This is a genomic window from Paenibacillus polysaccharolyticus, assembly GCF_023714295.1.
Lineage (GTDB): Bacteria > Bacillota > Bacilli > Paenibacillales > Paenibacillaceae > Paenibacillus > Paenibacillus polysaccharolyticus_A.
Genome location: NZ_JAMAUN010000006.1, coordinates 102416 through 124113 on the forward strand (window position 1 = coordinate 102416; position 21698 = coordinate 124113).

General features: G+C 46.2%; 17 protein-coding genes. 5 read left to right on the forward strand and 12 right to left on the reverse strand.

The genetic code is table 11. The features are described from left to right. Window positions 1-66 precede the first annotated feature (66 nt). The 7 genes from M3629_RS16075 to M3629_RS16105 all read right to left on the reverse strand — a co-directional run bounded on the left by M3629_RS16075 (window position 67) and on the right by M3629_RS16105 (window position 6299). Complete coding sequence (locus M3629_RS16075) at window positions 67-765, reverse strand: hypothetical protein (protein WP_251508266.1); 699 nt, start codon at window positions 763-765, stop codon at window positions 67-69. After that, complete coding sequence (locus tag M3629_RS16080; RefSeq protein ID WP_251508268.1) at window positions 762-1643, reverse strand: ATP-binding cassette domain-containing protein; 882 nt, start codon at window positions 1641-1643, stop codon at window positions 762-764. The genes M3629_RS16075 and M3629_RS16080 overlap by 4 nt, the downstream gene beginning before the upstream one ends. Continuing rightward, entirely contained in the window at window positions 1640-2020 is a 381-nt protein-coding gene (locus M3629_RS16085) for a GntR family transcriptional regulator (RefSeq protein ID WP_251508270.1), read from the reverse strand. The genes M3629_RS16080 and M3629_RS16085 overlap by 4 nt, the downstream gene beginning before the upstream one ends. A gap of 133 nt (window positions 2021-2153) precedes the next feature. Next, window positions 2154-2324, reverse strand: a complete 171-nt coding sequence (locus M3629_RS16090; RefSeq protein ID WP_251508271.1) for an aspartyl-phosphate phosphatase Spo0E family protein — start codon at window positions 2322-2324, stop codon at window positions 2154-2156. Between the two features lie 287 nt (window positions 2325-2611). Further along, window positions 2612-3997, reverse strand: a complete 1386-nt coding sequence (locus M3629_RS16095) for a helix-turn-helix domain-containing protein (protein WP_353056753.1) — start codon at window positions 3995-3997, stop codon at window positions 2612-2614. 298 nt (window positions 3998-4295) lie between these two features. Next, window positions 4296-5213 (reverse strand): aldo/keto reductase, encoded by a 918-nt coding sequence (locus M3629_RS16100; protein ID WP_251508273.1) that lies wholly within the window; start codon window positions 5211-5213, stop codon window positions 4296-4298. A gap of 195 nt (window positions 5214-5408) precedes the next feature. Next, a complete protein-coding gene (locus M3629_RS16105; RefSeq protein WP_251508275.1) occupies window positions 5409-6299 on the reverse strand; it encodes a diacylglycerol/lipid kinase family protein in 891 nt (296 codons plus the stop codon). A gap of 259 nt (window positions 6300-6558) precedes the next feature. Here M3629_RS16105 and M3629_RS16110 point away from each other — a divergent pair, with 259 nt between their 5' ends. Both M3629_RS16110 and M3629_RS16115 read left to right on the forward strand, forming a co-directional pair. Further along, the gene (locus M3629_RS16110; RefSeq protein ID WP_251508276.1) at window positions 6559-8052 is read left to right on the forward strand and encodes a leucine-rich repeat domain-containing protein; all 1494 of its coding nucleotides are present in this window, start codon (window positions 6559-6561) and stop codon (window positions 8050-8052) included. 275 nt (window positions 8053-8327) lie between these two features. Then, window positions 8328-9668, forward strand: a complete 1341-nt coding sequence (locus M3629_RS16115; RefSeq protein WP_251508278.1) for a glycoside hydrolase family 30 protein — start codon at window positions 8328-8330, stop codon at window positions 9666-9668. Window positions 9669-9876: 208 nt separating this feature from the next. Here the strand turns inward: M3629_RS16115 and M3629_RS16120 are convergent, their stop codons facing one another. After that, window positions 9877-10839 carry an endo-1,4-beta-xylanase gene (locus M3629_RS16120; protein ID WP_251508280.1) on the reverse strand — a complete coding sequence of 321 codons (963 nt, stop codon included), beginning with the start codon at window positions 10837-10839 and terminating at the stop codon, window positions 9877-9879. 254 nt (window positions 10840-11093) lie between these two features. Between M3629_RS16120 and M3629_RS16125 the strand changes: the two genes are divergently transcribed. Beyond that, the gene (locus M3629_RS16125; RefSeq protein ID WP_251508282.1) at window positions 11094-13415 is read left to right on the forward strand and encodes a 5'-nucleotidase C-terminal domain-containing protein; all 2322 of its coding nucleotides are present in this window, start codon (window positions 11094-11096) and stop codon (window positions 13413-13415) included. A gap of 630 nt (window positions 13416-14045) precedes the next feature. Beyond that, window positions 14046-15494, forward strand: coding sequence for a DEAD/DEAH box helicase (locus M3629_RS16130; protein ID WP_251508284.1), 1449 nt, complete (start codon window positions 14046-14048; stop codon window positions 15492-15494). Between the two features lie 201 nt (window positions 15495-15695). Here M3629_RS16130 and M3629_RS16135 read toward each other — a convergent pair whose 3' ends face one another. The 3 genes from M3629_RS16135 to M3629_RS16145 form a co-directional block, all read right to left on the reverse strand. Beyond that, the gene (locus M3629_RS16135) at window positions 15696-17105 is read right to left on the reverse strand and encodes a DKNYY domain-containing protein (protein ID WP_251508285.1); all 1410 of its coding nucleotides are present in this window, start codon (window positions 17103-17105) and stop codon (window positions 15696-15698) included. A gap of 39 nt (window positions 17106-17144) precedes the next feature. Continuing rightward, entirely contained in the window at window positions 17145-17921 is a 777-nt protein-coding gene (locus M3629_RS16140; protein ID WP_251508287.1) for an SDR family NAD(P)-dependent oxidoreductase, read from the reverse strand. Between the two features lie 106 nt (window positions 17922-18027). After that, a complete protein-coding gene (locus M3629_RS16145; RefSeq protein WP_251508289.1) occupies window positions 18028-18807 on the reverse strand; it encodes an FRG domain-containing protein in 780 nt (259 codons plus the stop codon). A gap of 313 nt (window positions 18808-19120) precedes the next feature. Here M3629_RS16145 and M3629_RS16150 point away from each other — a divergent pair, with 313 nt between their 5' ends. Then, window positions 19121-20938: an AbfB domain-containing protein gene (locus M3629_RS16150; RefSeq protein WP_435368238.1), complete on the forward strand. Its 1818-nt coding sequence runs from the start codon at window positions 19121-19123 to the stop codon at window positions 20936-20938. Window positions 20939-21096: 158 nt separating this feature from the next. Here M3629_RS16150 and M3629_RS16160 read toward each other — a convergent pair whose 3' ends face one another. After that, window positions 21097-21657 carry a GNAT family N-acetyltransferase gene (locus M3629_RS16160; protein WP_251508291.1) on the reverse strand — a complete coding sequence of 187 codons (561 nt, stop codon included), beginning with the start codon at window positions 21655-21657 and terminating at the stop codon, window positions 21097-21099. Between the last annotated feature and the right edge of the window lie 41 nt (window positions 21658-21698).

The following is a 21698-nucleotide window of genomic DNA, read 5'->3' on the forward strand; positions in this document are numbered from 1 at the left end:
CCTCACCTAACTCTCATATCCCTAAGAAGAATATGTTCACCCTGTAAGTATTTGACTGACCTTTCGTTAATCTTTGCTACCTTTTCGACCAAGCGGGGCATGCTTCATCATGGGATACGTGGATAGAAGCAACGCTCCGCCAACCAAGCCCAGTACGGTAAAGAGCATCATTCTGTTTAATTCTGCAATCCAAATCATCAATTGCCCCATGTTAGCAAATGCAATCAGCAGTGACGCGACCAGACCAAAGCCAAACAACAGAATCAAGAAATTACGGAGGCCCAGCCGAATCCAGCAAACCGTCAAGAAAACAGATAGACCAAGTACCAAAAAACCAAACATCAAGTCAATCCACAGGTATGGGAACACGACATAACTCGAAGAATAGAGCATTCCCGGTTGGTACAACGTGACCTGCAGCCATCCCCCGACATTCAACAAATGAACACCCCAATAAATCAAATGCAGAATGACCATCGTACCCACAACCATAAAGGCCCCCATCATATAGAATGATTTCATGAATTGAATCCGCGTACTGCCCATACCAATGGCTACCGGGTATAGCGTGATCAGACCCGCAATGGCAAATGTACAAATCCCTCCGTACATCGGCCCGAATAACTGTGAGGCATAACTGACATGAAACAGAAAACCAATGGCGACATAGACTGCCGTCAACCCAAGTGCAATGGATGTAAAGATGATCAGATATAAACGCATGTCGTCTAAAATCAGCCGATTCGTTCCTTTTACTGCATTCATGCTCTCACCGCCTCCTGCTTCCGCGTTACATTTATCAGATAATCCTGGAGCGTTGCTTTTTCAATGGAAAGCCCGTAATGTTGAGCCTTGGCTACCCATTCTTTCGAATACACATCGTCAATCATTACTTTGCTGGTTGTGCCCATTCGAGCAGAATCAATAATATTAGTACCTGTAGAGGCCATCTCCACATCTTGAATTAACCCTGTTAGAAGAACCCCGCGTTCGCGTACTTCCTCCATCGGGTGATGATATAACACTTTCCCTTGATGTACTACAATCAGGGTTTCGCATAAAGGCTGTACCTCTTCGATATGATGCGTTGATATCAGAATCAGACGAGGGTTATCTTCATACGTTTCCAATACTGCTTCATAGAAAAGTTTTCGTTTCTCGGCATCGAGTCCATTCGTAGGCTCATCCATAATCGTTACACTTGCGTTACTACACAGCCCCAGTATAATTTGAGCAGCTGTCTTCATGCCCTTCGAAAATTTACTCATTTTCTGTTTGGAAGGCAGTTCGAATACATCGATAAGCCGCTTGGCAAGCTGTTGATCCCATTGTGAATGGAAATGTGATCCGATGCTGACCAGATCTTTTATTGTCCAATTTTTACCAAGCGGATGATTCTCCTGGATATAACATAGATGTCCTTGAGCAGACAGATTGTTGTACGGGGTCTGACCCATAATCTGAATGGTGCCACTGTCAGGGCTATTGTGTCCGGCTAGCAAACTCATCAGCGTAGTTTTACCGGCACCGTTTCTACCCCAAATCGCACCAATTACAGGTTCACTCTCGTGCAGGGTGACATTGTTCAAAATAGAGAGTTTATTCTTTTGATAGCTGTAACATACCTGCTCCATATGGATCATAGTTCACTCTCCTTATCCTTCTTACCACGAATCAGATCAATAATCATGTCCTCGTCCATCCGAATACGTCTGGCTTCTTCAAGTAAAGGTTTGATGTATTCTTCGTAAAAATGCTGCTTTCGTTCAACAAGCAAGGCTTCTCTGGCTCCCTTAGCAACAAACATTCCCACACCTCGCTGTTTGTATATGATGCCTTTGTCCACCAATTCCTGCAGCCCCTTTCGCGCCGTAGCCGGATTGATATTGTAAAAGCGTGACAGTTCATTCGTCGAGGGAGCCTGTTCCTCTACTCTCAATCTGCCCTCCACAATATCATCCATGATCATCATGGCGATCTGATGAAAAATAGGCTGGGATTCATCCAAAGTCGATTTCATCTGTTTCCAACTTTCATACATAATGATTCGTTACATATCTTATCTGTGGATTATTGTTTTCTCTTAGTTAGTCGGTTGGTTACTCATGTAACTAACTATAGTATACAAAACCATCTTTGTAAATAGGCTACGATTAGTTCACCAGCTTCTCCATACGTATTCGGTTATATTGGTTCAGGAGAGCGTCAAGGATTACGGATTGTCTGATCACTTCAGGATGAAGAAGACTACCATATTGCAGGTGTATCTGATGCAGCTGTTGTCTCGCGTCTTCGATCTGTGATTTTAATTCCATACGATCCATAGTCCTCCCTCCTTTTGTCATATTTTAGCGTATTATGCCAATCGATAGTTTTCTGGGGATATGACAGTGTTCTTTCTTATGTGCTTATACAGCATTTATGGCATACAAAAAGAACGCTTCTGAAGGAAATCAGAAGCGTTCTTTAGCTCAGGCTTATGTCCCTGAACCTTATATCGTATGCTTATCAAGTTCCAAATCCATGGTCATTAGGTCTCATAATTTCGGGGTTCGGATTCTTCGTGTCTGGGACAGGTTGCGCAGCAGGAGCTGTGATGGAAACCACGATACTACATGTAGCTATCAGCAAAGCCAACTTTCTCTTCATTAAGTTTCTGCACCTCACTAATGATCATTTTGTATTCCTGTTTCGCCGTCTCCGATGCGAATTCCCTGTATTGCTCAAACAGTCCGACTCCTCTAAGCATACCTCGTCCACTGCTAATTTCAATAGCAAATTTTAAACTATTTAGAACACATCTTATACCTGAGTGGTACTCGTCTTTCCTTAGATAATATGCACCCAAGTCCAATAAAAGTCGTAAATATCGATCATCCGTAACCTGACTGCTAACTTTGCCAATTCGGTTACTCTGCTCCTGATATATGAAATACGACCGGTATTCCTGTAAGACATGATCGATATTCTGGTTATAATGCAGAGCTGCCTTGACGATATCACAAAGTGCTGGGAAAATTTCGTTCTCTTTGGTTGAGATATAATCCAAATACTCAGGTAACACTTCAAATTGCCCAGCCATCAGCTTATAGATATACTGATTAGCTTCCGCCCATTCATGAAATTGATTCATGACCACTCTTTCTTCTTCATCGGGTTCTTTTACCCAGCTGTGATTAGCATATAAAGCTACATACTCAAGTGCTCTATGGTAATCCTTCTGATGATAGTAGGCGCTTCCTGAAGCAAGATAGGAATACAGTATATAAAAGACAATGGGTCTCTTGGTCTCCTCCTGTTTCCTTCTACCATTAAGCTCATAATGAACTGTAGCTTTTATTTTTAATTTCTCGGACAGTTCCTGTACTTTGTTCCATCTATGCAAAGCTCCGAATGCGTTAATCAATTCATTTAACGCATCCAGTTGATAGCGTTCATCCAGCCGATCCACATAATATTCAAATTGGGCCGCGATAATAACATTCCGCTGCTGATCATTCGTCAGCCCCAGCTTAAACAGACGATACTGACAGAGCGCAAGCCGCTCGGAATGTTGCATCTTCTCACTTTCAGCGATTGTTTCGTATAAGAGAGTTGCCGGTTTCCATTTACCAGCATGGTAGAACTCCTCTGCCACCTCAAATAACATCGGGATATACGAAAGATTATCCATCATCAGACGAACAACATCTTCGATACAGTCCAGCTTATCCAGTTCAGCACATCGATGCAGAAAAGGGCCTAACCTCCGCCAATCCGGGGTTGCGTGCACAAAGCACTCATCAATATACAACTCATAGAAGTGGCCCTCTGCAAGCTTCATGGCTGCCGTAATACGGTCCAGTTGCTGCATCGAGATGGGTCGATTCTTATTTAAAATGTTGCTGAGTGTTCCAGAATTAATTCCGGACATCTCTGAAAATAAACTGATCGACATCTGCTCACGCTTCAAATAATTTGCTAAATGATCGCGTATCGTGGTTGTTGTCGGCTTCAAGGGAACACCACCCTCCAAAATAAAAACACCAAAAGCAAGATTACAGGTATATGCAAAAGTAATTATATGTAATATATACGTTCTTTTCAATAAAATAATTTCAACTAATTTGTATTAATTACATTTTAACCCTTTTAGGATGAGAAAATATGTATCTATATTTTATATCGAAATGGTCTGTTCTTCCAAGACCTAACTGCACAAAAAAACACGAGCCAGGCAGGCTCGTGTCATTTGTCCGAAAATTAGCACACATTCGGCGTATTTCACGGTTATTCCATACTAAATCTAATGTGACTTATGGCAGGACATTCCCTGCAGCGCGATAGATTTCATACCACTCTGGACGAGTGAGGTGAACCTCACCTGCTTTCACGCAATCTTGCAGACGTTCAATATTCATTGTGCCTGTCACAGGTTGCATTTTAGCAGGGTGACGAAGCAACCACGCAATCGCAATGGTCGTGTTGCTCACATCATACTTCGCAGCGATCTCATCGATCTTCGCATTTAACTCCGGGAATTTCTCATTGCCAAGGAATACACCCTCGAAGAATCCGTACTGGAATGGAGACCACGGCTGAATGGTGATATCATGCAGACGGCAGTAATCCAGAATGCTGCCATCTCGGTTCACCGCAGCATCATTCTCCATATTCACGTTGATACCGCTATCGATCATTGTCGTATTGGTAATACTCATCTGTAGCTGGTTGGCTACAAGCGGTTGTTTGACATATTTTTTGAGCAATGCGATCTGGTTCGGGTTCTGGTTGGATACGCCGAAGTGGCGTACTTTTCCCTCACGCTCCAACTGATCGAACGCTTCAGCCACTTCCTCCGGTTCAACAAGGGCATCCGGGCGGTGCAAGAGCAATACGTCCAAATATTCCGTTCTCAGACGTTGCAGAATGCCATCCACCGAATTCAGGATATGCTCTTTGGAGAAATCAAACATTCCCTTGCGAATGCCGCATTTGGATTGAAGAATCAAATTTTCACGAACTTGGGGATTCATCTGCACAGCATCAGCGAAAATCTCCTCACACGTCCCTGTGCCGTAAATATCAGCGTGATCGAAGAAATTCGCGCCTACTTCCATAGCAGAACGTACAAAATGCTCCGCGTCCTTACTGTCTAATGAATTGATTCGCATACAACCTACAGCAACTACAGGCACATCGAGTGCACTGCTGCCCAGTTTAATGGTTCTCAAGATGTTTCCCCTCCATATTCAAAAGTAGTGTGTGTGCATGAGACCCTGATACATATCCATATATGTAATGTCCATGCCTGTCTTCCGTCTATGATTGTGACATATATCTGCAATCGGTTTCAATAGACTTTCCCCACATTTATATGGAGAAATGATTTGTTATAAGTAATACTGCCCAGCTTTGGGCAGAAATCATTAATCTTTTTCCGGAACGATCACCTTCATATAACCAGGCAACACACGAATATCAATCGGTAAAGCAGGGCCTTCCTCCCCATCCACATTGGTACGAATGGTTTCGTCTGAGCGAACATGCACTTCTTTGGCTGTAAAATAGTCCACGTCCTTATGATTTTTGAGATTGCCGAAAAACAGCGAAGTGCCTAAGGTCAAGCTATTGAATACACTGATATTTCGAATCACAAAGCAGTGGATCATGCCGTCGTCTACCTCTGCATCCGGTGACAGTTTTTCGAACCCTCCAACCGAGTTGGTAAGTGCCGCCACAAAAAGCGGTGACTCTCCCTCCCAGAATTGCCCGTCGTATTCGATCTTCAAAACGTTTGCTGGTGTATTTACTAGATCCTTCAATCCTTCTTTCAAATAAGCGAATGACCCCAGCTTCGACTTTTCCTCTGGCGAAACAGAGAACAACGCTTCCGCCAAGGAGCCGGCAGCCAGCACATTAGCAAAGAGTCGTCCATTCACCATACCCAGGTCTACCAACCGGGTCTGTTCGGAACGTAACTGCTCGATTGCTTCCTCTGGATCGAGGGAGATATGTAACGCCCGTGCAAAATCATTCACTGTTCCCAGCGGAACGATGCCTAGAAGGGGACGATGTTCCTGATCCAGCATACCGTTGATCGTCTCATGTAATGTGCCATCTCCCCCAATGGAAATGACCAGATCACATCCGTCCTTACAGGCATGCAGACCGTAATGAGCGGCATCGCCTTCCCCGGCTGTTTCGTTAACTACAACTGCGTATGTTTTGGATTCCAGAATAGCCTGAACTTGGGATACATATTGCTCTGCTTTTTCCTTGCCTGACGACGGATTGCTAATGATCATTGCTTTCCTCATCGATACATCTCCCTCTCCACATATAACCTCTGTACATTCTTACCCTTTTCATCAAGGGGTTGAATACAGCGTGATGCAAATATGTTGAGCCTCATGCAGATATTTATAATTTGCACAAAATTATACTGAAAAAGTGCAGGGCATGACCCTTATCATATAGAATAAAGTATAGTTAGATAAACGTTATAAAATAACGGTTCCTATATCCCCAAGACGGGTTAATAATAAGAGATGTTATGATTTGGAGGGAAGGCATGTAATGAAGAGAATCACACTTTTAATGTTGATATGTATTCTAAGTATAGGTACGGCGGGGCAAGCGAGGGCATACGTGCTCGATGATTCAGAACATTCCCTCATTAAAGATCCCGCGCTTGAAGAAGGACTGAAGCTGATTCTAAACATTCCCGTAGGCGAACCCCTGACGTCTAAGGAACTGAAGCAGCTTCGTGTGGTAGATCTGAGCAACGCAGGCATTCAAAGTCTTTCCGGGTTGGAATATGCCGTGAATTTGACCCATCTGCGTCTGTACGGTAATGAAATTACGGATCTCACACCACTGGAAAACCTGACAGGGCTTCGCGAGATTGACGTTCGTAACAATTACATTACATCCATCCAGCCTCTTGCTGCATTACAGCAACTGGGACGTCTATATATCAGTAACAATTCGATATCCTCCATTGACGTTGTGCGGGAATTTCCCAGATTACATACACTGCATGCCAGCGGCAATCAGATTCTAAGCCTTGACCCTCTAACAGAGCTGCGTTCGGTGAAATGGCTTGAAATCTCAAATAATGATATAACCGATCTCACTCCACTTGTGGAACAGACTAAATTAACGCAATTGAATGTAGCGAACAATCATATTTCATCACTGGATGCCCTCGCAGAGCTACCAGATACAGTGCGTGAACTTAATGTGGCAGGTAACCATATATCACATCTGGCACCCCTGGGCCACATGACTAAATTGCGGAAACTGGATATCTCGGGTAACCAGATCCAGCAACTTAGTGACATCGCAACATTAACAAACTTAACGGAGCTGAATGCGGAGTCCAATCAGATCTATAATCTGGAGCCGCTACGCAAGTTAACCAAACTAAACGTCTTGAAGCTATCGGGCAACCGGATATGGGATCTGACACCAATCTCGGAATTATCCTTCACACCGGATAACTCAGATGTACAAAGCGTAGACAACATCTCTGCTTCCACTTCTATGTCCTTAAACACACCAAATGTTATGACAGAGGCAACTGATGCCGGGCTTACTGTACATAACAATTATCTGGATGTGACAAGTGGTAGCCACACGATGCAGCTACTCAACCAGATGAATGTCAGAGAGCAGAAACGTACGCCACAGGGGCGTTTTCAACGCCTGATCGAAGGATCTGCCACGGCATATGTGGGCGACCGTGCATACGAACTGGGTGCGGCGCCTTTCATTGATGAAGGCCGGACGTACGTACCTCTGCGTTTTGTATCCGAGCAGTTAAATGCTCGTGTGAACTGGAACAGCGGTACACGTGAAGCAGTGATTACAGAAGCGAACCAAACGATTCGCTGGAGCGTAGGCAACAAACAGGTCACTATTAACGATGAACCCATCATGAACGATGCTCCACTGTTGATGAAGGATGGCATTGCCTATGTTCCGATTCGATTTATTTCAGAGCAGCTCCATACAACCGTTGGATATATCGCCAAGAGTAAAACGATTCTGATCTTCGAAAACAAATAACTCTATCCCCGCTAAATTCTTAGCGGGGATTTTCCACTTTTCAGAGGAATAGGGTATATCGTGCTACCTATATAGTGATCCTTAATTACGGGCATTATAAGTGTTATAGGTGCAGTAGCTCACTTCCTACCACTCGATCATTGTTCATTTCCAAACGAACCACCTTGGATTAGGGTAAATATTGCACGGATTAGCACATCTGCTTTTGCAGTGGAAGTTGGTATACTAAACGTAATCAAAAGGATTACTCACCAGCCTACGAGGAGGATCATCATATGACATTTACGTTTAACGGATATTCCACTACACCCGCAAATCCATGGAACGAGTTATCTGCATCACCTACCAATGAAAGCGCTAACTTAAAACTAACCGGTGAACAGCATCAGCTTGTCGAAGGTTTCGGTGGCTGCTTCAATGAACTTGGTTATTTGGCTTTGGCCCATTTAAGTGACGAGCAGCGACACGAAGTCATGCATTCCCTGTTCCACCCGGAAGGGGAGCATCGGTTCACGATCTGTCGCCTGCCGATTGGCGCGAGTGATTATGCAGAGCAGTGGTATAGCCACAACGAAGTAGACGGAGATGTGGCCATGGACCATTTTTCCATCGAACGAGATTTTAAATATTTGATCCCTTATATCAAGGAAGCTTTGAGTTATAACCCGGATTTGCAGTTATTCGCATCACCATGGAGTCCGCCAACCTGGATGAAGTTCCCCAAAGCGTACAACTACGGAACACTGCGCTGGGAAAAGGACATTCTCGAAGCCTACGCTTTATATTTTGTGAAGTTTGTTAAATCCTACCGTGAAGCGGGCATTACAATTCATCAAGTTCATGTGCAGAACGAAGTGATCGCAGATCAGAAGTTCCCCTCCTGCATGTGGACAGGTGAGCAGCTACGCGAATTTATCGCGGATTATCTAGGGCCTGCTTTTGAGAAGCACGGTCTGGATACGGAAATCTGGCTCGGTACGATTAACGCACCTGATCCGTGGGAAGAACTGATGAAAAAGAAAACGACCGGATTCGATGAATACGCTGGACTGGTGCTCAGTGACCCCAAAGCCTACTCCTATATTAAAGGGGTTGGATACCAATGGGCTGGCAAACATGCCATTCAACGTACCGTAGCAAGTTACCCGGAGCTTCGTTACATGCAGACCGAAAATGAATGCGGGGATGGTCATAACTCGTGGAACTACGCCAAGCACGTGTATAACCTCTATCAGCACTATTTCAGTAATGGCGTCAACGCCTATATCTATTGGAATATGGTGCTTGAGCCCAAAGGACGCAGCACATGGGGCTGGGAGCAAAACTCGATGATCACCGTTGATCCTGCAAGTAAGGACGTCACTCGTAATCCAGAGTATTACGTCATGAAACATTTTGCTCATCATATCGTTAACGGCGCTCGCCGGCTTGGCCTCTCTGGCGCATGGAGCGGCAAAGCCGTTGCTTTCCGCAACCCGGATAACAGCCTGGTAATCGTTGTTAACAATCCGTTCCCGGATCGCCGTGACCTTCACTTGACGTTCACCGAAGGACAGACGATTCATGTGCAGTTAGAAGCTGATTCCTTTAACAGCATGGTGATTACAGCGAATTAAAACAGTAATTCAGAACAGCGAGAAACGGAAGTAAAATGCTGATATACGTTAAAAGAGCCTGTCCCATATCATAGCGGGACAGGCTCTTTTATGAGGGGATAATGCAGGTTAACTGATTTTTAACAGATAGAGTGATTCCATTCTGCTTGTACTTGTACTAAAGTTTATACAACTGGACAAACACCAACTCTAAGATCTGTACCTGGGCTTAAGGATTGTTCGCCAGGTAGGTTTTCAGCCACTGCATTGCAGGACGCTCTGTGCCGTTGCTTCTTACCAGGTGGGAACCACTAGTCCAAGTTTGGTTTTCGTTGTAACCCCACAGCGTAACACCTTTAACAGCCGGGTGCTTCCAGAGCACAGGGAACTTCTGTTGGTAACGTTGCAACTGGGTATTGTCATCCCCAGTCATGTCTAGCTCGGATACATACACTGGAAGGCCTGTTGCTTGCAGTTTGTTCAGAACAGTGTTCATCGTGTTCACAGATACGTTGTCCATATTGAAGTAGTGCGCTTGAATACCGATGCCATCAACGAGGCCTCTGTTTTTCAAAAGGTTGATGATTTGGATATATCGATCTGCCTTCGCAGGATCACCGATAATGCCGTATTCATTGATCAGCAACTTGGAATTCGGGAAGGCTTGTCTTGCTTGTTGGAATGACCAGATGACCCAATCCCAGCCCGTCTGTCCATCTCCGCCAATCGCATTGTGGAAGGCTGGCTTCGCATGCAACGGCTCATTGACTACGTCAACAAACTCCGCTTGGGAATAACGCTGCCCTGCCGCTCTGATCCATTGGATCACTTCGTTTCTCTGATCATTAGCAGAGAGGCCATTCATCCAGTTAGGTGCCTGATTTCCCCAAACAAGGGTGTGGAATTTGAAAGGCATTTTATTGTTTTTCGCATAGTTGTAGGCCATATCTGCCTGGCCCCAGTTCATCACATTACGCGTACCTTCTACCGCACCCCACTTCGTGGAGTTCTCCGGCGTCACCTGATTCCAGTACGGACTGAAATTGTTTGGTACCTGGTTAGCTATAATATTCCCCAGGAATTTACTGCCTTTAGCCAATCCGGCACTGACACTGCCCACCGCGACTGACGCGGCCAGCACACCTGCCAGAGCAAGCGTACCTACCGTCTTAAACCATTTGGACTTCAACATAATATTCCTCCTTGGTTTGGTTTATTTTATAAAGCGCTTACAAGGACATCATAATGGATAATTTTGGTTTTATACACATATAAAACATACTATTTACTTTGAAAAGTATACTTTATATTGCTTTATCTTTTTTCCCTGCTTTATTCAACTGTATCGAACATATATGTTACATCAGCGTTTACATTACCTTGATGTTTCTCTAGTATGGATTGATAGATATCATTACACACATCAGAACACAAGGGAGATTACACATGCGTACACATGGTTTAAAACGTTTCGCTAGTTGGTCATTGTCCATTCTATTAGGCACTTCCGTGCTACTCGCTCCGCTCGCTTCGGAAGACGCTCACGCAGCTGAAGCAGATCCTGAGACTAAGATTACTTTACTTGGCACATCTGATATTCATGGTCGCTTTATGCCATGGGACTACGCACTGGATGGCCCCAACCCTGCCGGAAGCATGACACAGCTCTATACGATGGTAAAAAAAGTTCGTGCTGAGAATCCCAACACTATCCTGCTCGATGCAGGAGATATGATTCAGGACAATTCTGCCGAATTGTTCAATGATCAACCCCAGTCACCGATGATGGTGGCCATGAACGAGATGAACTATGATGCCTGGGTTATGGGGAATCATGAATTCAACTTTGGCCTGGATGTGCTGGAGAAAATCTCTTCTCAGTTCAAAGGCCAGGCGCTTGTCGGTAACATTTTCAAAGAAAACGGCGACCGTTACATGCCTGCCTATACCATTATCGAGAAGGACGGTATCAGAGTAGGCGTAATTGGTATGAACACCCCGATGATTACCGAATTTGAAAAGGGAACCCATCACCTGGATGGTGTCATTGTCAAAGACCCTGTAGAAGAGACTCGCAAAGCCATTGCCGAACTGAAAGGCAAAGTGGATGTCATGGTTGGCCTCATGCATATGGGATTGGATAACGAGAACGGTAAACCGGGAACCGGTGTCACGGACATCGCCAATGCCAACCCGGAGCTAACTGCTATTTTTGCCGGACATATGCATCAGCTGATTGAATCACAGACGGTGAACGGCGTGCTGATCTCCGAGCCCAACAAATACGGTACACACATGTCACGAATTGACCTGACGTTTGCTAAAGAGAACGGTAAGGTTGTGCTGAAGAGTAAAGAAGCGAAGGCACTCGCTGTCAAAAAGGCAGACGGCACCTATGAGGTGTCTGACCCCTCCTTGGAAAAAACACTGCACCCGTTCCACGAGTTCGCCCGTGCCGATGCCAACATTGAGGTAGCGGAGTTGAAAGGAACCAATCTGGTTCCGGCGGATGAGATCAAAGGCATCCCTGCCGTGCAGATTCAGGAAACGCCGCTGTCTGATTTTTTCACCGAAGTGATGCTCCATTATAGTGATGCTGACGTTGTCGCGCATCAGATCGATAATGACAAAGCCAAGCTGGACGTTGGCCCGATCAAGAAAAAAGATATTGCGTTTAACTATCAGTACACGTTTGGTGAAGTGACGGTATATGAAGTGACCGGACGTGATCTGAAGGATTACATGGAATGGTCCGCAGGATATTTTAACTCTACCCGTCCCGGGGATGTAACCATCAGTTTTGATCCGAAGCGACGTGCTTCCAAGTACAGCACCGATGATTTCTTCGGCGGTGTGACCTATGAAATCGATCTGACCAAGCCATATGGCAGCCGCATTACCCATTTGAAGTACAGTAACGGAAAAACGGTTCAGGCAGATGATACACTCAAGCTCGGCATGAATGCTTATCGGATGGAGGCCCTGGTTGCCAAAGGTGGGGCGCTCGAAGGACGTACGTTCAAGCAACTCTGGTCCTCCAAGGATGCTTCCGCCTTTGGTGAGATTCAAGGCACAATCCGTAATCTGTCTATCGCATATCTGCAAGACGTGATGAAAGGTGTCTACGAGCCGAAAATTCAGCAACATTGGAAAATCACTGGCGTAGACCTGACTGCACCGGAGCGTGCAGATGTCGTGGAACTGATTAATGCTGGTATTATGAATGTGCCGACAACAGAAGATGGCAAGTACACCAATATTGCCTCCATTAACATTTTGGATGCAGTAACTGCAGATGAGATGGAATCTTTATCTTCCACAGCAGGGGTAGATGCAAGCCAATTTAAAGGCGTAAAAACGAAAGGTGCTTTCTACCAGAAGTTGAACAAGGCTCGCAAAGCTGCAGATAGCCAAGGAAACGGCGGGAACTCCCCATCTCCTGCACCTGCACCGGAGAAACCAGTAACTTCAGCGAAGCCAAAACCAACTCCGGTTCCTACACCTGGATCGCCGAAACCAGGCAAACCATCTGTGCCTTCAGACAATGGCAAGCCAAGTGTCGCAGTTTCACGCAAACAAGCCAAGGTTACGGCTGCTCATCTGAATGTACGTGCAGGGGCATCCTCCAAATCAAAAGTGATTACTTCCGTACCGCAAGGTACGATACTTGAGGTAGTTAATACAGGTCATGCCTATGGCTGGGTCAAAGTGAAGCTGAATGGACAAATGGCATACGTTTACGGCAAATATGTGAGTATCCTAAAATAACACTATATGTATCAAGGCGGTACACCCATGTAACGATGGAGGTATCGTCTTTTTCTTAATATGGGTCCACTATCGGGGAAGCTCCCTTTAGGACGATACAAATCGTTTCACGTGGAACGTTGCACATATAAAAGGAGCATCGTAGAGTTTCCTCATTCCCTGATTTGAGGGACTCATTTCATCTAACGATCTCCAGAAACGCTATTTAGTCCATTTTATGCGTTTTTATTTTCTAACGATCTCAGGAGACCTTATTTGGGCAAAATAAAGTGAGATCGGACGCTTTTAACGTGTTTTCACCAGAATAAGCTCCATGGTGATCGTTACAATTCCAACACGCTCTATATCGTTCAAATAAGCTCATCTGAGATCGTTAGATAGTACGGTGCGGGAAAAGACCATAACTACCTTCACCGATATACGATATATAGGGACGAACTGCTATTCAGAAGGTCAGTCTCTTTATTTGCCACGCGCTTTTCGTGCACATAGAGTATAATAGGCAGGTATATGATGCATGTACGGTGCAATGCTGGTAAGTAAGAGTCAGATCATTCACTTCAATCCTTACTGAGAACAAAATAACGTGAGCAGACTGCATTTCAAAACTAAACGCAAAAGGGGTAAACGATGAGTAAGCAGTATTTTAAGGATTATGGCCTGGGGGAAGAGATCGTCAAAGCACTGGACAGCCTGGGTTACGAGAATCCCACCGAAGTTCAGACCCGTGTTATCCCCGTGGCACTGGAAAATCAAGACCTTGTTGTGAAATCACAGACAGGCAGCGGCAAAACAGCCGCATACGGCATACCGCTCTGTGAGCTGGTGGACTGGAACGAAAATAAACCACAGGCCTTGATTCTGACCCCCACACGGGAGCTGGCTCTGCAGGTCAACGAAGATATTACCAACATCGGGCGCTTTAAACGCATTAAAGCTACCGCACTGTATGGACAGTCCCCTTTTCACATTCAAAAAGCCGAGCTGAAACAACGAACCCATGTGGCTGTCGGCACGCCAGGCCGGGTTCTGGATCATATTGAACGGGGCACGCTACCGCTGGATCGCATCGCATATCTGGTCATTGATGAAGCAGATGAGATGCTGAACATGGGCTTTATTGAGACGGTACAAGCGATTATTCAGGCATTGCCGCAGGAACGGACAACGATGCTGTTCTCCGCAACGTTCCCGGAAGATGTGGCGAAGCTGTCCCGCCAATATATGAACACCCCTGTAGAAATCGAAATTAGAGCTAGCGGACTGACTACAGCAACGATTGAACATGCCGTGATTCGCACGTCGGAAGTGAACAAAACTGCGTTGCTTCAGGACTTGTTTATTACGGAAAACCCGGATAGCTGTATCGTTTTTTGCCGCACACAGGAGAATGTGGATAAGCTGTTCCGCGCGTTGGCTGATCTGGACTATCCGGCTGATCGTATCCACGGCGGCATGGAGCAGGATGAGCGAATCGAAGTCATGAATGCATTCAGACGTGGACAATTCCGTTATCTGATTGCTACCGACGTTGCGGCGCGTGGAATTGATATCACAAACATCACCCACGTCATCAATTACGATATCCCGCTTGAAAAAGAAAGCTATGTTCACCGTACAGGCCGCACGGGTCGTGCAGGAAAAACAGGAAGAGCCTTCACTTTGGTCACGCCAAAGGATGGCAGACGTCTTGCGGAGATCGAATCTTATATTGGATTTGAGATTCCTGTGGTCAAAGCACCTTCTGAGGATGAGGTAGATCGCTGCCGGGAAGCATTCGAGAAACGTCTCAAGATCGCCCCTGAACGCAAAAAGGACAAGCGTGAGCTGTTGAACCAGCAGATTATGAAGCTGAACTTCAACGGAGGGAAGAAAAAGAAACTTCGTGCAGTTGATTTTGTAGGAACCATTGCGAAGATCGAAGGCGTAAGCGCAGACGATATCGGAATTATCACGATTCTGGACAACGTGACGGATGTCGAAATTCTGAATGGCAAAGGCCCGCTCGTGCTGGAAGTTATGCAGCATACCACGATCAAGCGTATGCAGCTCAAAGTGCGCAAGGGCCATAAAAATTAAAACGATCAAACGATAAAACAACGAGCAACGAAGGTAGAGACCAATCCATTCGTTCGCTTTTGAACCCAAATCAGAACCAGGGACATTGACGTTTTGAAGTCTGTCCCTGGTTTTTTATCTGAATACACAACTGAGATTCCATTCTCTAGGATGGCTTTAGATATCAACTCACTTTCAGATCCCACACCGTCATTTTCATATCTACTTTTTCTTCTTGCGCACCGTTCCATCGTGGATAGAATAACGAAACAGCTTATCTTCTGCGCTTCCTTCATCATCCGTAACTTGAAATGTCCCTGTATCCGCTGTTTTGTACACCCCTCCTGTCACAAAACTGAATACAGCCTGATCATCCTTGCCCCAATATCTGTTTAACATGACAAAAGATTCCCCATCGATGCCTTTTACGGTACGTTTGCCGTTCGCATTATAGAGCCCATTCCGGTCCTTGGCCCAGCTCTGGGGATCAGCTTCGAGCAGATGAGTAAAGCTGGCACGGTCTATTTTTTTATTGGCTATGCTCCAGAGATATACCCGATTCGCATCTACAGCCCAACTACCGGATGGTGTAAGCACTCCAAACGTTGCCGCATCCGCTCCCTTGATCCGTTGAAGTACATCATCAGGATGACCGAAAGGCTGACTCGTACGCGCATACTGCGCATGATATACGTCGTTCTGATCTCTGGATAAACCCAGATGCTCCGTACCGCCTAACAATTCAAATGTGGATACATCCGCTCCCTCCATACGATACCCGTTATAATAAACATGCTGCTTGTCCCGGCCAAATCGCCCCCCAAGTGACTCGAAGCTGTCCGGATCTGCTCCGCGGATAGTACGCCACTGAAAATAAACCCGATCCCGATCACGCGCAAGCTGTTCGTCTAGCGGTTCAAATGAACTTCGATCCGCGCCGCGAACCAGATTGAAGGTTTCTTTGGCATCTCGCCTGTACCCACCGCCGGACTCTGTCCGATAAAATACGGAGGTAGCCGTGGCATACCAACTCCACGCAAGTTGCACCGCGTCATCTGCATGATGAGCGTAGTCAGTCTGCCACCAGCCAGGTGTATCTGGATAATGCTCCCGCAACCAATCGACCATCTCATGTTTATATTCATTGGCATAACGAAGGCCACTCGACAAGTGAAACAGATGATCCTTATCTGTACAGTAATCATGCCGCGCAATGGCTGAACTTGTATCAATTTCATCGAACACATGAAAATGCTGGCTGTCTTTGACGTATAGTCGATGTTTATCCTTTGCAAAATAAGGCGTCCCTGGCAACAGTTCAAAGCTGCCTGGATCGGAGGGAGAAACGGGCTTGTCCTCCAGATAGACATGCTGCGAATCAGAGCTGTAATCCTCGTGTACGACGCGGAATGCTTCCGTATCCCGACTGAACAAACTGGCCTTGTTCGTACGAGCATTGAACCACCATATGCCCTGATGATCTTTTAGATAGGCAAATGTCAGCCAGCCTTTGGAGTAGGTCGCCAAGACTTCAAAACCGTCAGCAATGATACCGCCTTTGACCAGTACCATCTCTCCGTCCTCTTTCTGCAAGACCACTAGCGTATTTGCATTGATTACAAAGCGATCCATAACCAGTCCTCCTCCAACACTAGACTACATCGTCAGAAGTTATAAGTGTGAGCCACCACTGGCATCCACACATTGTCCTGTCATCCAGCGACTATCCGCCGAGGCAAGAAAGGCAGCGATATCAGCCACATCCTCGGGTTCTCCCCAGCGATTCATTACAGACAGTCCGGCAGCATACGCCTGTCCCTGTGGGTTCGCAAGTGTTCCTGCATTCATTTCGGTATTAATGATTCCTGGTTGTATGGCGTTAACCCTGATCTGACGGCTTCCCAGTTCTTTGGCTAGCAGCTTCGTGAACGTATCCACAGCCCCTTTGGTCATACTGTAAGCAAACACCCCTGGAGAAGCCACGCGTGTAACAAAAGAGGAAATATTGATGATACACCCTCCATCCCGAAGCCGGGAGACAGCCTGCTGCGTCACAAATAGCGGTGCTTTTACATTAATTCTCATGACATCCTCAAAGGATTCTTCCGTCGTTTCCTCCAGGCTAAGGATCTGGCCTATGCCAGCGTTATTGACCAAAATATCCAACTTTCCTTCTTGTCCGTGCTTCTGAACAGCATTATCGACCTTCGCAAACAGTGCATGAATGCCATCTAGCGTGCTTAAATCAGCTCCGATGGCCTGCCCCTGTCCACCATGGTCTATGATGTTCCGAACCACACTCTCCGCTTCCGCCTGCCTTGTTGCAAAATGCACAAGAACGTATGCGCCTTCCTGAGCCAGACGAATCGCAATGCTCCGGCCAATGCCTCTACTCGCACCTGTTACTAAGGCAACTAGTCCTTCCAGTCTTCTGCATGTCTCGTTCATAACGTCATCCCCTTCAATGAATAATCTGACCTTCGCAAAGGCTCAGGACAGTTATATCACGAGAAGACAATCACAATCTTGCTCTTATATTCGGGCGGTACCTCAATCACTTGTACAGTCCCAAACGGTGATGAAGATGCTCTCGAATCTCTGTTTGATTTCGTACTTTAACGATCAGCGCAGGTGTGTACTGCTGTTGTATGATTTCAAAAGAAAACTCCGGACTGGACGATGAGGGAACCGTCTGAAAAAACTGATAGAAATATAGGCCATTCGGTTCGTCTGAGCCTCTATACTTATACGGTGCCTGATAAATCAGGTAAGGCATTTGGGCCAGATCAGGCTTAGGAGAATCTCTCTTTTTATCGTGATTCGACAGCAGATTTATCCATCGCGGGTCCTCGCCCATATCCTCAATTAAGTTATAACGAGATGCCTTTATTTTCACATTCTCCAATATGAGTTCAGTCACGTCGGCTGTATTCTCTCTCGCAAAACCGTATACGTACCCCGCCTGACTCGGCTCCTCGCTATGATCGGTGCGGCTCAAACAGGCAAAGTACAACGCGCGTAGCGGAGACGCTGTAAGTTCCAGCAAGTTCGTAGGCAGACCTTCATGGTGACACCAGGCTAACACATGCTCGCGCTCCCACTCTCCCGCTTGATCTGCCATATCTCGGACATAATCATTTACTGCATCCACATAATATTCCGGGTTATCTCGAAGCAATCGCGCTATTCCTGATCGAAGTAAGGACGAGGATTGAGTGGAATACACCTTGTTTTCTCCACGATAATAATACCTATCCAGACCTTTCGGTAACTCTTCGATCATCGCCATATAATCTTCTACCGAATTCACCTCATAGTGTACGACATTACTCATAACACCCAGCACCTCCAGTGCCCATATATGTTTTATCCTTGATTTCCCTACAAACATACTACCATTTACATACGACTTCATCTGATCTTTGGCTTCATATCACAGTCAATGAAAAGGAATTCATGCTCTTGCCGCTTATTCACCAACAGATGATGCTATGTTCAGCAATCTCTGAATTGTTCACTTGCTAAATATTGTAAATCAACTACAATAGATTTGAAAGCGCTTTAATTATTCTCTAATCTATATGGAGGTGTACGTAATGGGGAAACGCAAGACGGTCTGGCTTCTGGTTTTCACACTCGCATTAACGATGTTTGGTCTACATCCTGAACGAAGCAACGCGGCAAGTGTAGCAATTACCAATGGTACCGATTGGCTTGATACGGCTGGCAATCCCATTCACGCCAACAGCGGTAACATCCTGCAGGTAGGCTCAACGTATTATCTGTATGGTGAACACGCGGTGGGCGGTAAGTTTGACAGCGTAAACGTCTACACCTCAACGGATTTGAAAAATTGGACCTTCAGCAATGCCATCTTGACCAAAGACTCCGCGACGGAACTCGCCTCCAGCAAGATTGAACGTCCCAAAGTGATCTATAATGCCTCCACCAAGCAGTATGTACTCTGGGCTCATTATGAGAACGGTACAGATTATAATCTCGGCCGCGTTGCGGTAGCCACAAGCAGTACACCCAACGGCAAATTTACGTATGAAGGCAGCTTCCGCCCGCTTGATTATGAATCTCGTGACATGACTGTTTTTGTGGACACGGACGGCACAGGTTATCTCGTAACGGCCTCCCGCAAAAATGGCGGTGCGAATGATACGATGGCTATTTTTAAAATGAATGCAAGTTATACAGGGATACAGTCGTTCGAAGGATGGTTGTTCGAGAATGCATACCGCGAGGCCCCGGCTGTTGTGAAAAAAGGAAACCGCTACTACCTCTTCACCTCCCAAGCGGCCGGCTGGTATCCGAATCAGGGTGCATACGCTACAGCTACTTCAATGACCGGGCCATGGTCTGCACTAACGCCTTATGGCAACCCGTCTGCCTTCGGCTCCCAGATCCATGATATTGCCACGATTCAGGGCAGCAGCACCACTTCGTATATCTATATGGCGGATCGCTGGAATCCGATGAATCTGGGCGAGCACAAACATATCTGGTTGCCCCTCACGCTGAATGACGGCAATGGAACGGCATCGCTGGAATGGTATACCACATGGAATATTGATGCGGCAACAGGTCAGATCACGTTACCTGCTCTCGTCAATCATGCCCAAGGCAAGACAGCCTCCGCCAGCTCGACGGCCTCTGGCTCGTCCCCTTCCCTTGTCAATGACGGTAACTATCAGACCTCATGGGTGGCTTCCTCCAACAGTTGGCCTGCGTGGTGGCAGGTCGATTTTGGAGCACCAAAGACCATTACGGAGATTAACACTTCGTGGTTTATGTATAAAGGTTCCGAGGGATATTACAAATACAAAATCGAAATTAGCAACGATGGTGTAAACTACTCCACGCTGGATCGCACCAACAATCTGACATATGGTTTCACCACGGATGCTGTGCATTTCACGGCACGCTATGTGCGAATCAATATGGTCAACGCCGTATTGTGGAACAATCCGGGCAACTGGTATACCCCAACACTGCATGAAGTCAAAATGCTGGGCCCATCCATGCCTGAAGCTACAGGCTACAGCCAGTTCGCTTCACACAATGTACCGGATCGCATGATCCGTCACGCCAACTATGTTGCTCGCATTGATGCGAATGTCACCCCGGCTTTGGATGCCCAGTTCCGCGTTGTACCGGGTCTTGCCAGCACTACAGGTGTTTCGCTGGAGGCAATCAACTACCCTGGTTATTTCCTGAAACGTAATGCGAGTAATAAAATTGTACTTGAAGCCTTTGCCAACACCACTGCTTACAAAGGAGATGCCACCTTCCTGATCAGCCCCGGCTGGGCTGACAGCACCAAAGTATCTCTTCGATCGTATAGCCAGCCCGGATATTACATCCGGCATTATGATTATGTGCTACAGCTCGATACGGTGAATGCCTCCAGCAATGCTACAGTGAAGGGGGATGCCACGTTTGCACGGATGAATTTCTAGTGCGAGAAAGCAGTGCTTCAACTTCTCTCTACGTATCCCTGTTGCCTTCTAGGGAATTCGGTATTCAGTTCTAGTGTCACACCATCTGGCTCCCCCTTATCCATTCGATGCTAGGGGAGCCTTTTGAATTTCAGAGACTACAACACTTCTTCCTAACATTAAGCAATAACCGAATTAGAGAATTGAAAAACGAGCTTAGGCCCATCCTCACAGCCTGTTTCCGCTTCGTTCTCTTCATACACCCCTTGAGTATAATTAGATACCGTCTTGCGCCAGAAATGCTGACTCACTTTGTTTTTCTCCGCTGCATTGGTGAATAGTACCCATTTGCCACGAAACCTCTCAAAGATTGCTGTTGCCGCCTGCTCTGCAAGTCCAAATCCGCGGAATGGCTGCAGCAGGAAAAAATCATGCATGAAATAGTCGACGTCCTGGCGGCAGTAAGGCGGCGTGGCGACAAAGGCAAAGCCGGCAGGCATACCCGATACCGTCATAAGAAAAGGATAGAGACGCTCCGGGTCTCCCCACCATACGTTTTGCACATCGTATTGATCCTGCAGTGTCCTGTACTCTGAGCCGGCTTCAAATATGCCATGTTCGTTTGGCCTGTGTCCTTCTTGTAATCCGTAATGACCGGACAGGTCGTGCAGATATAATGGGTACATATTTTTGATCATATAAGCCTGCTCCCGATTCGTCAGTTCAACTTGAATGTTCAATAGATTCACCCTTTCCGCTTAACTTTATAGCACCACATTGC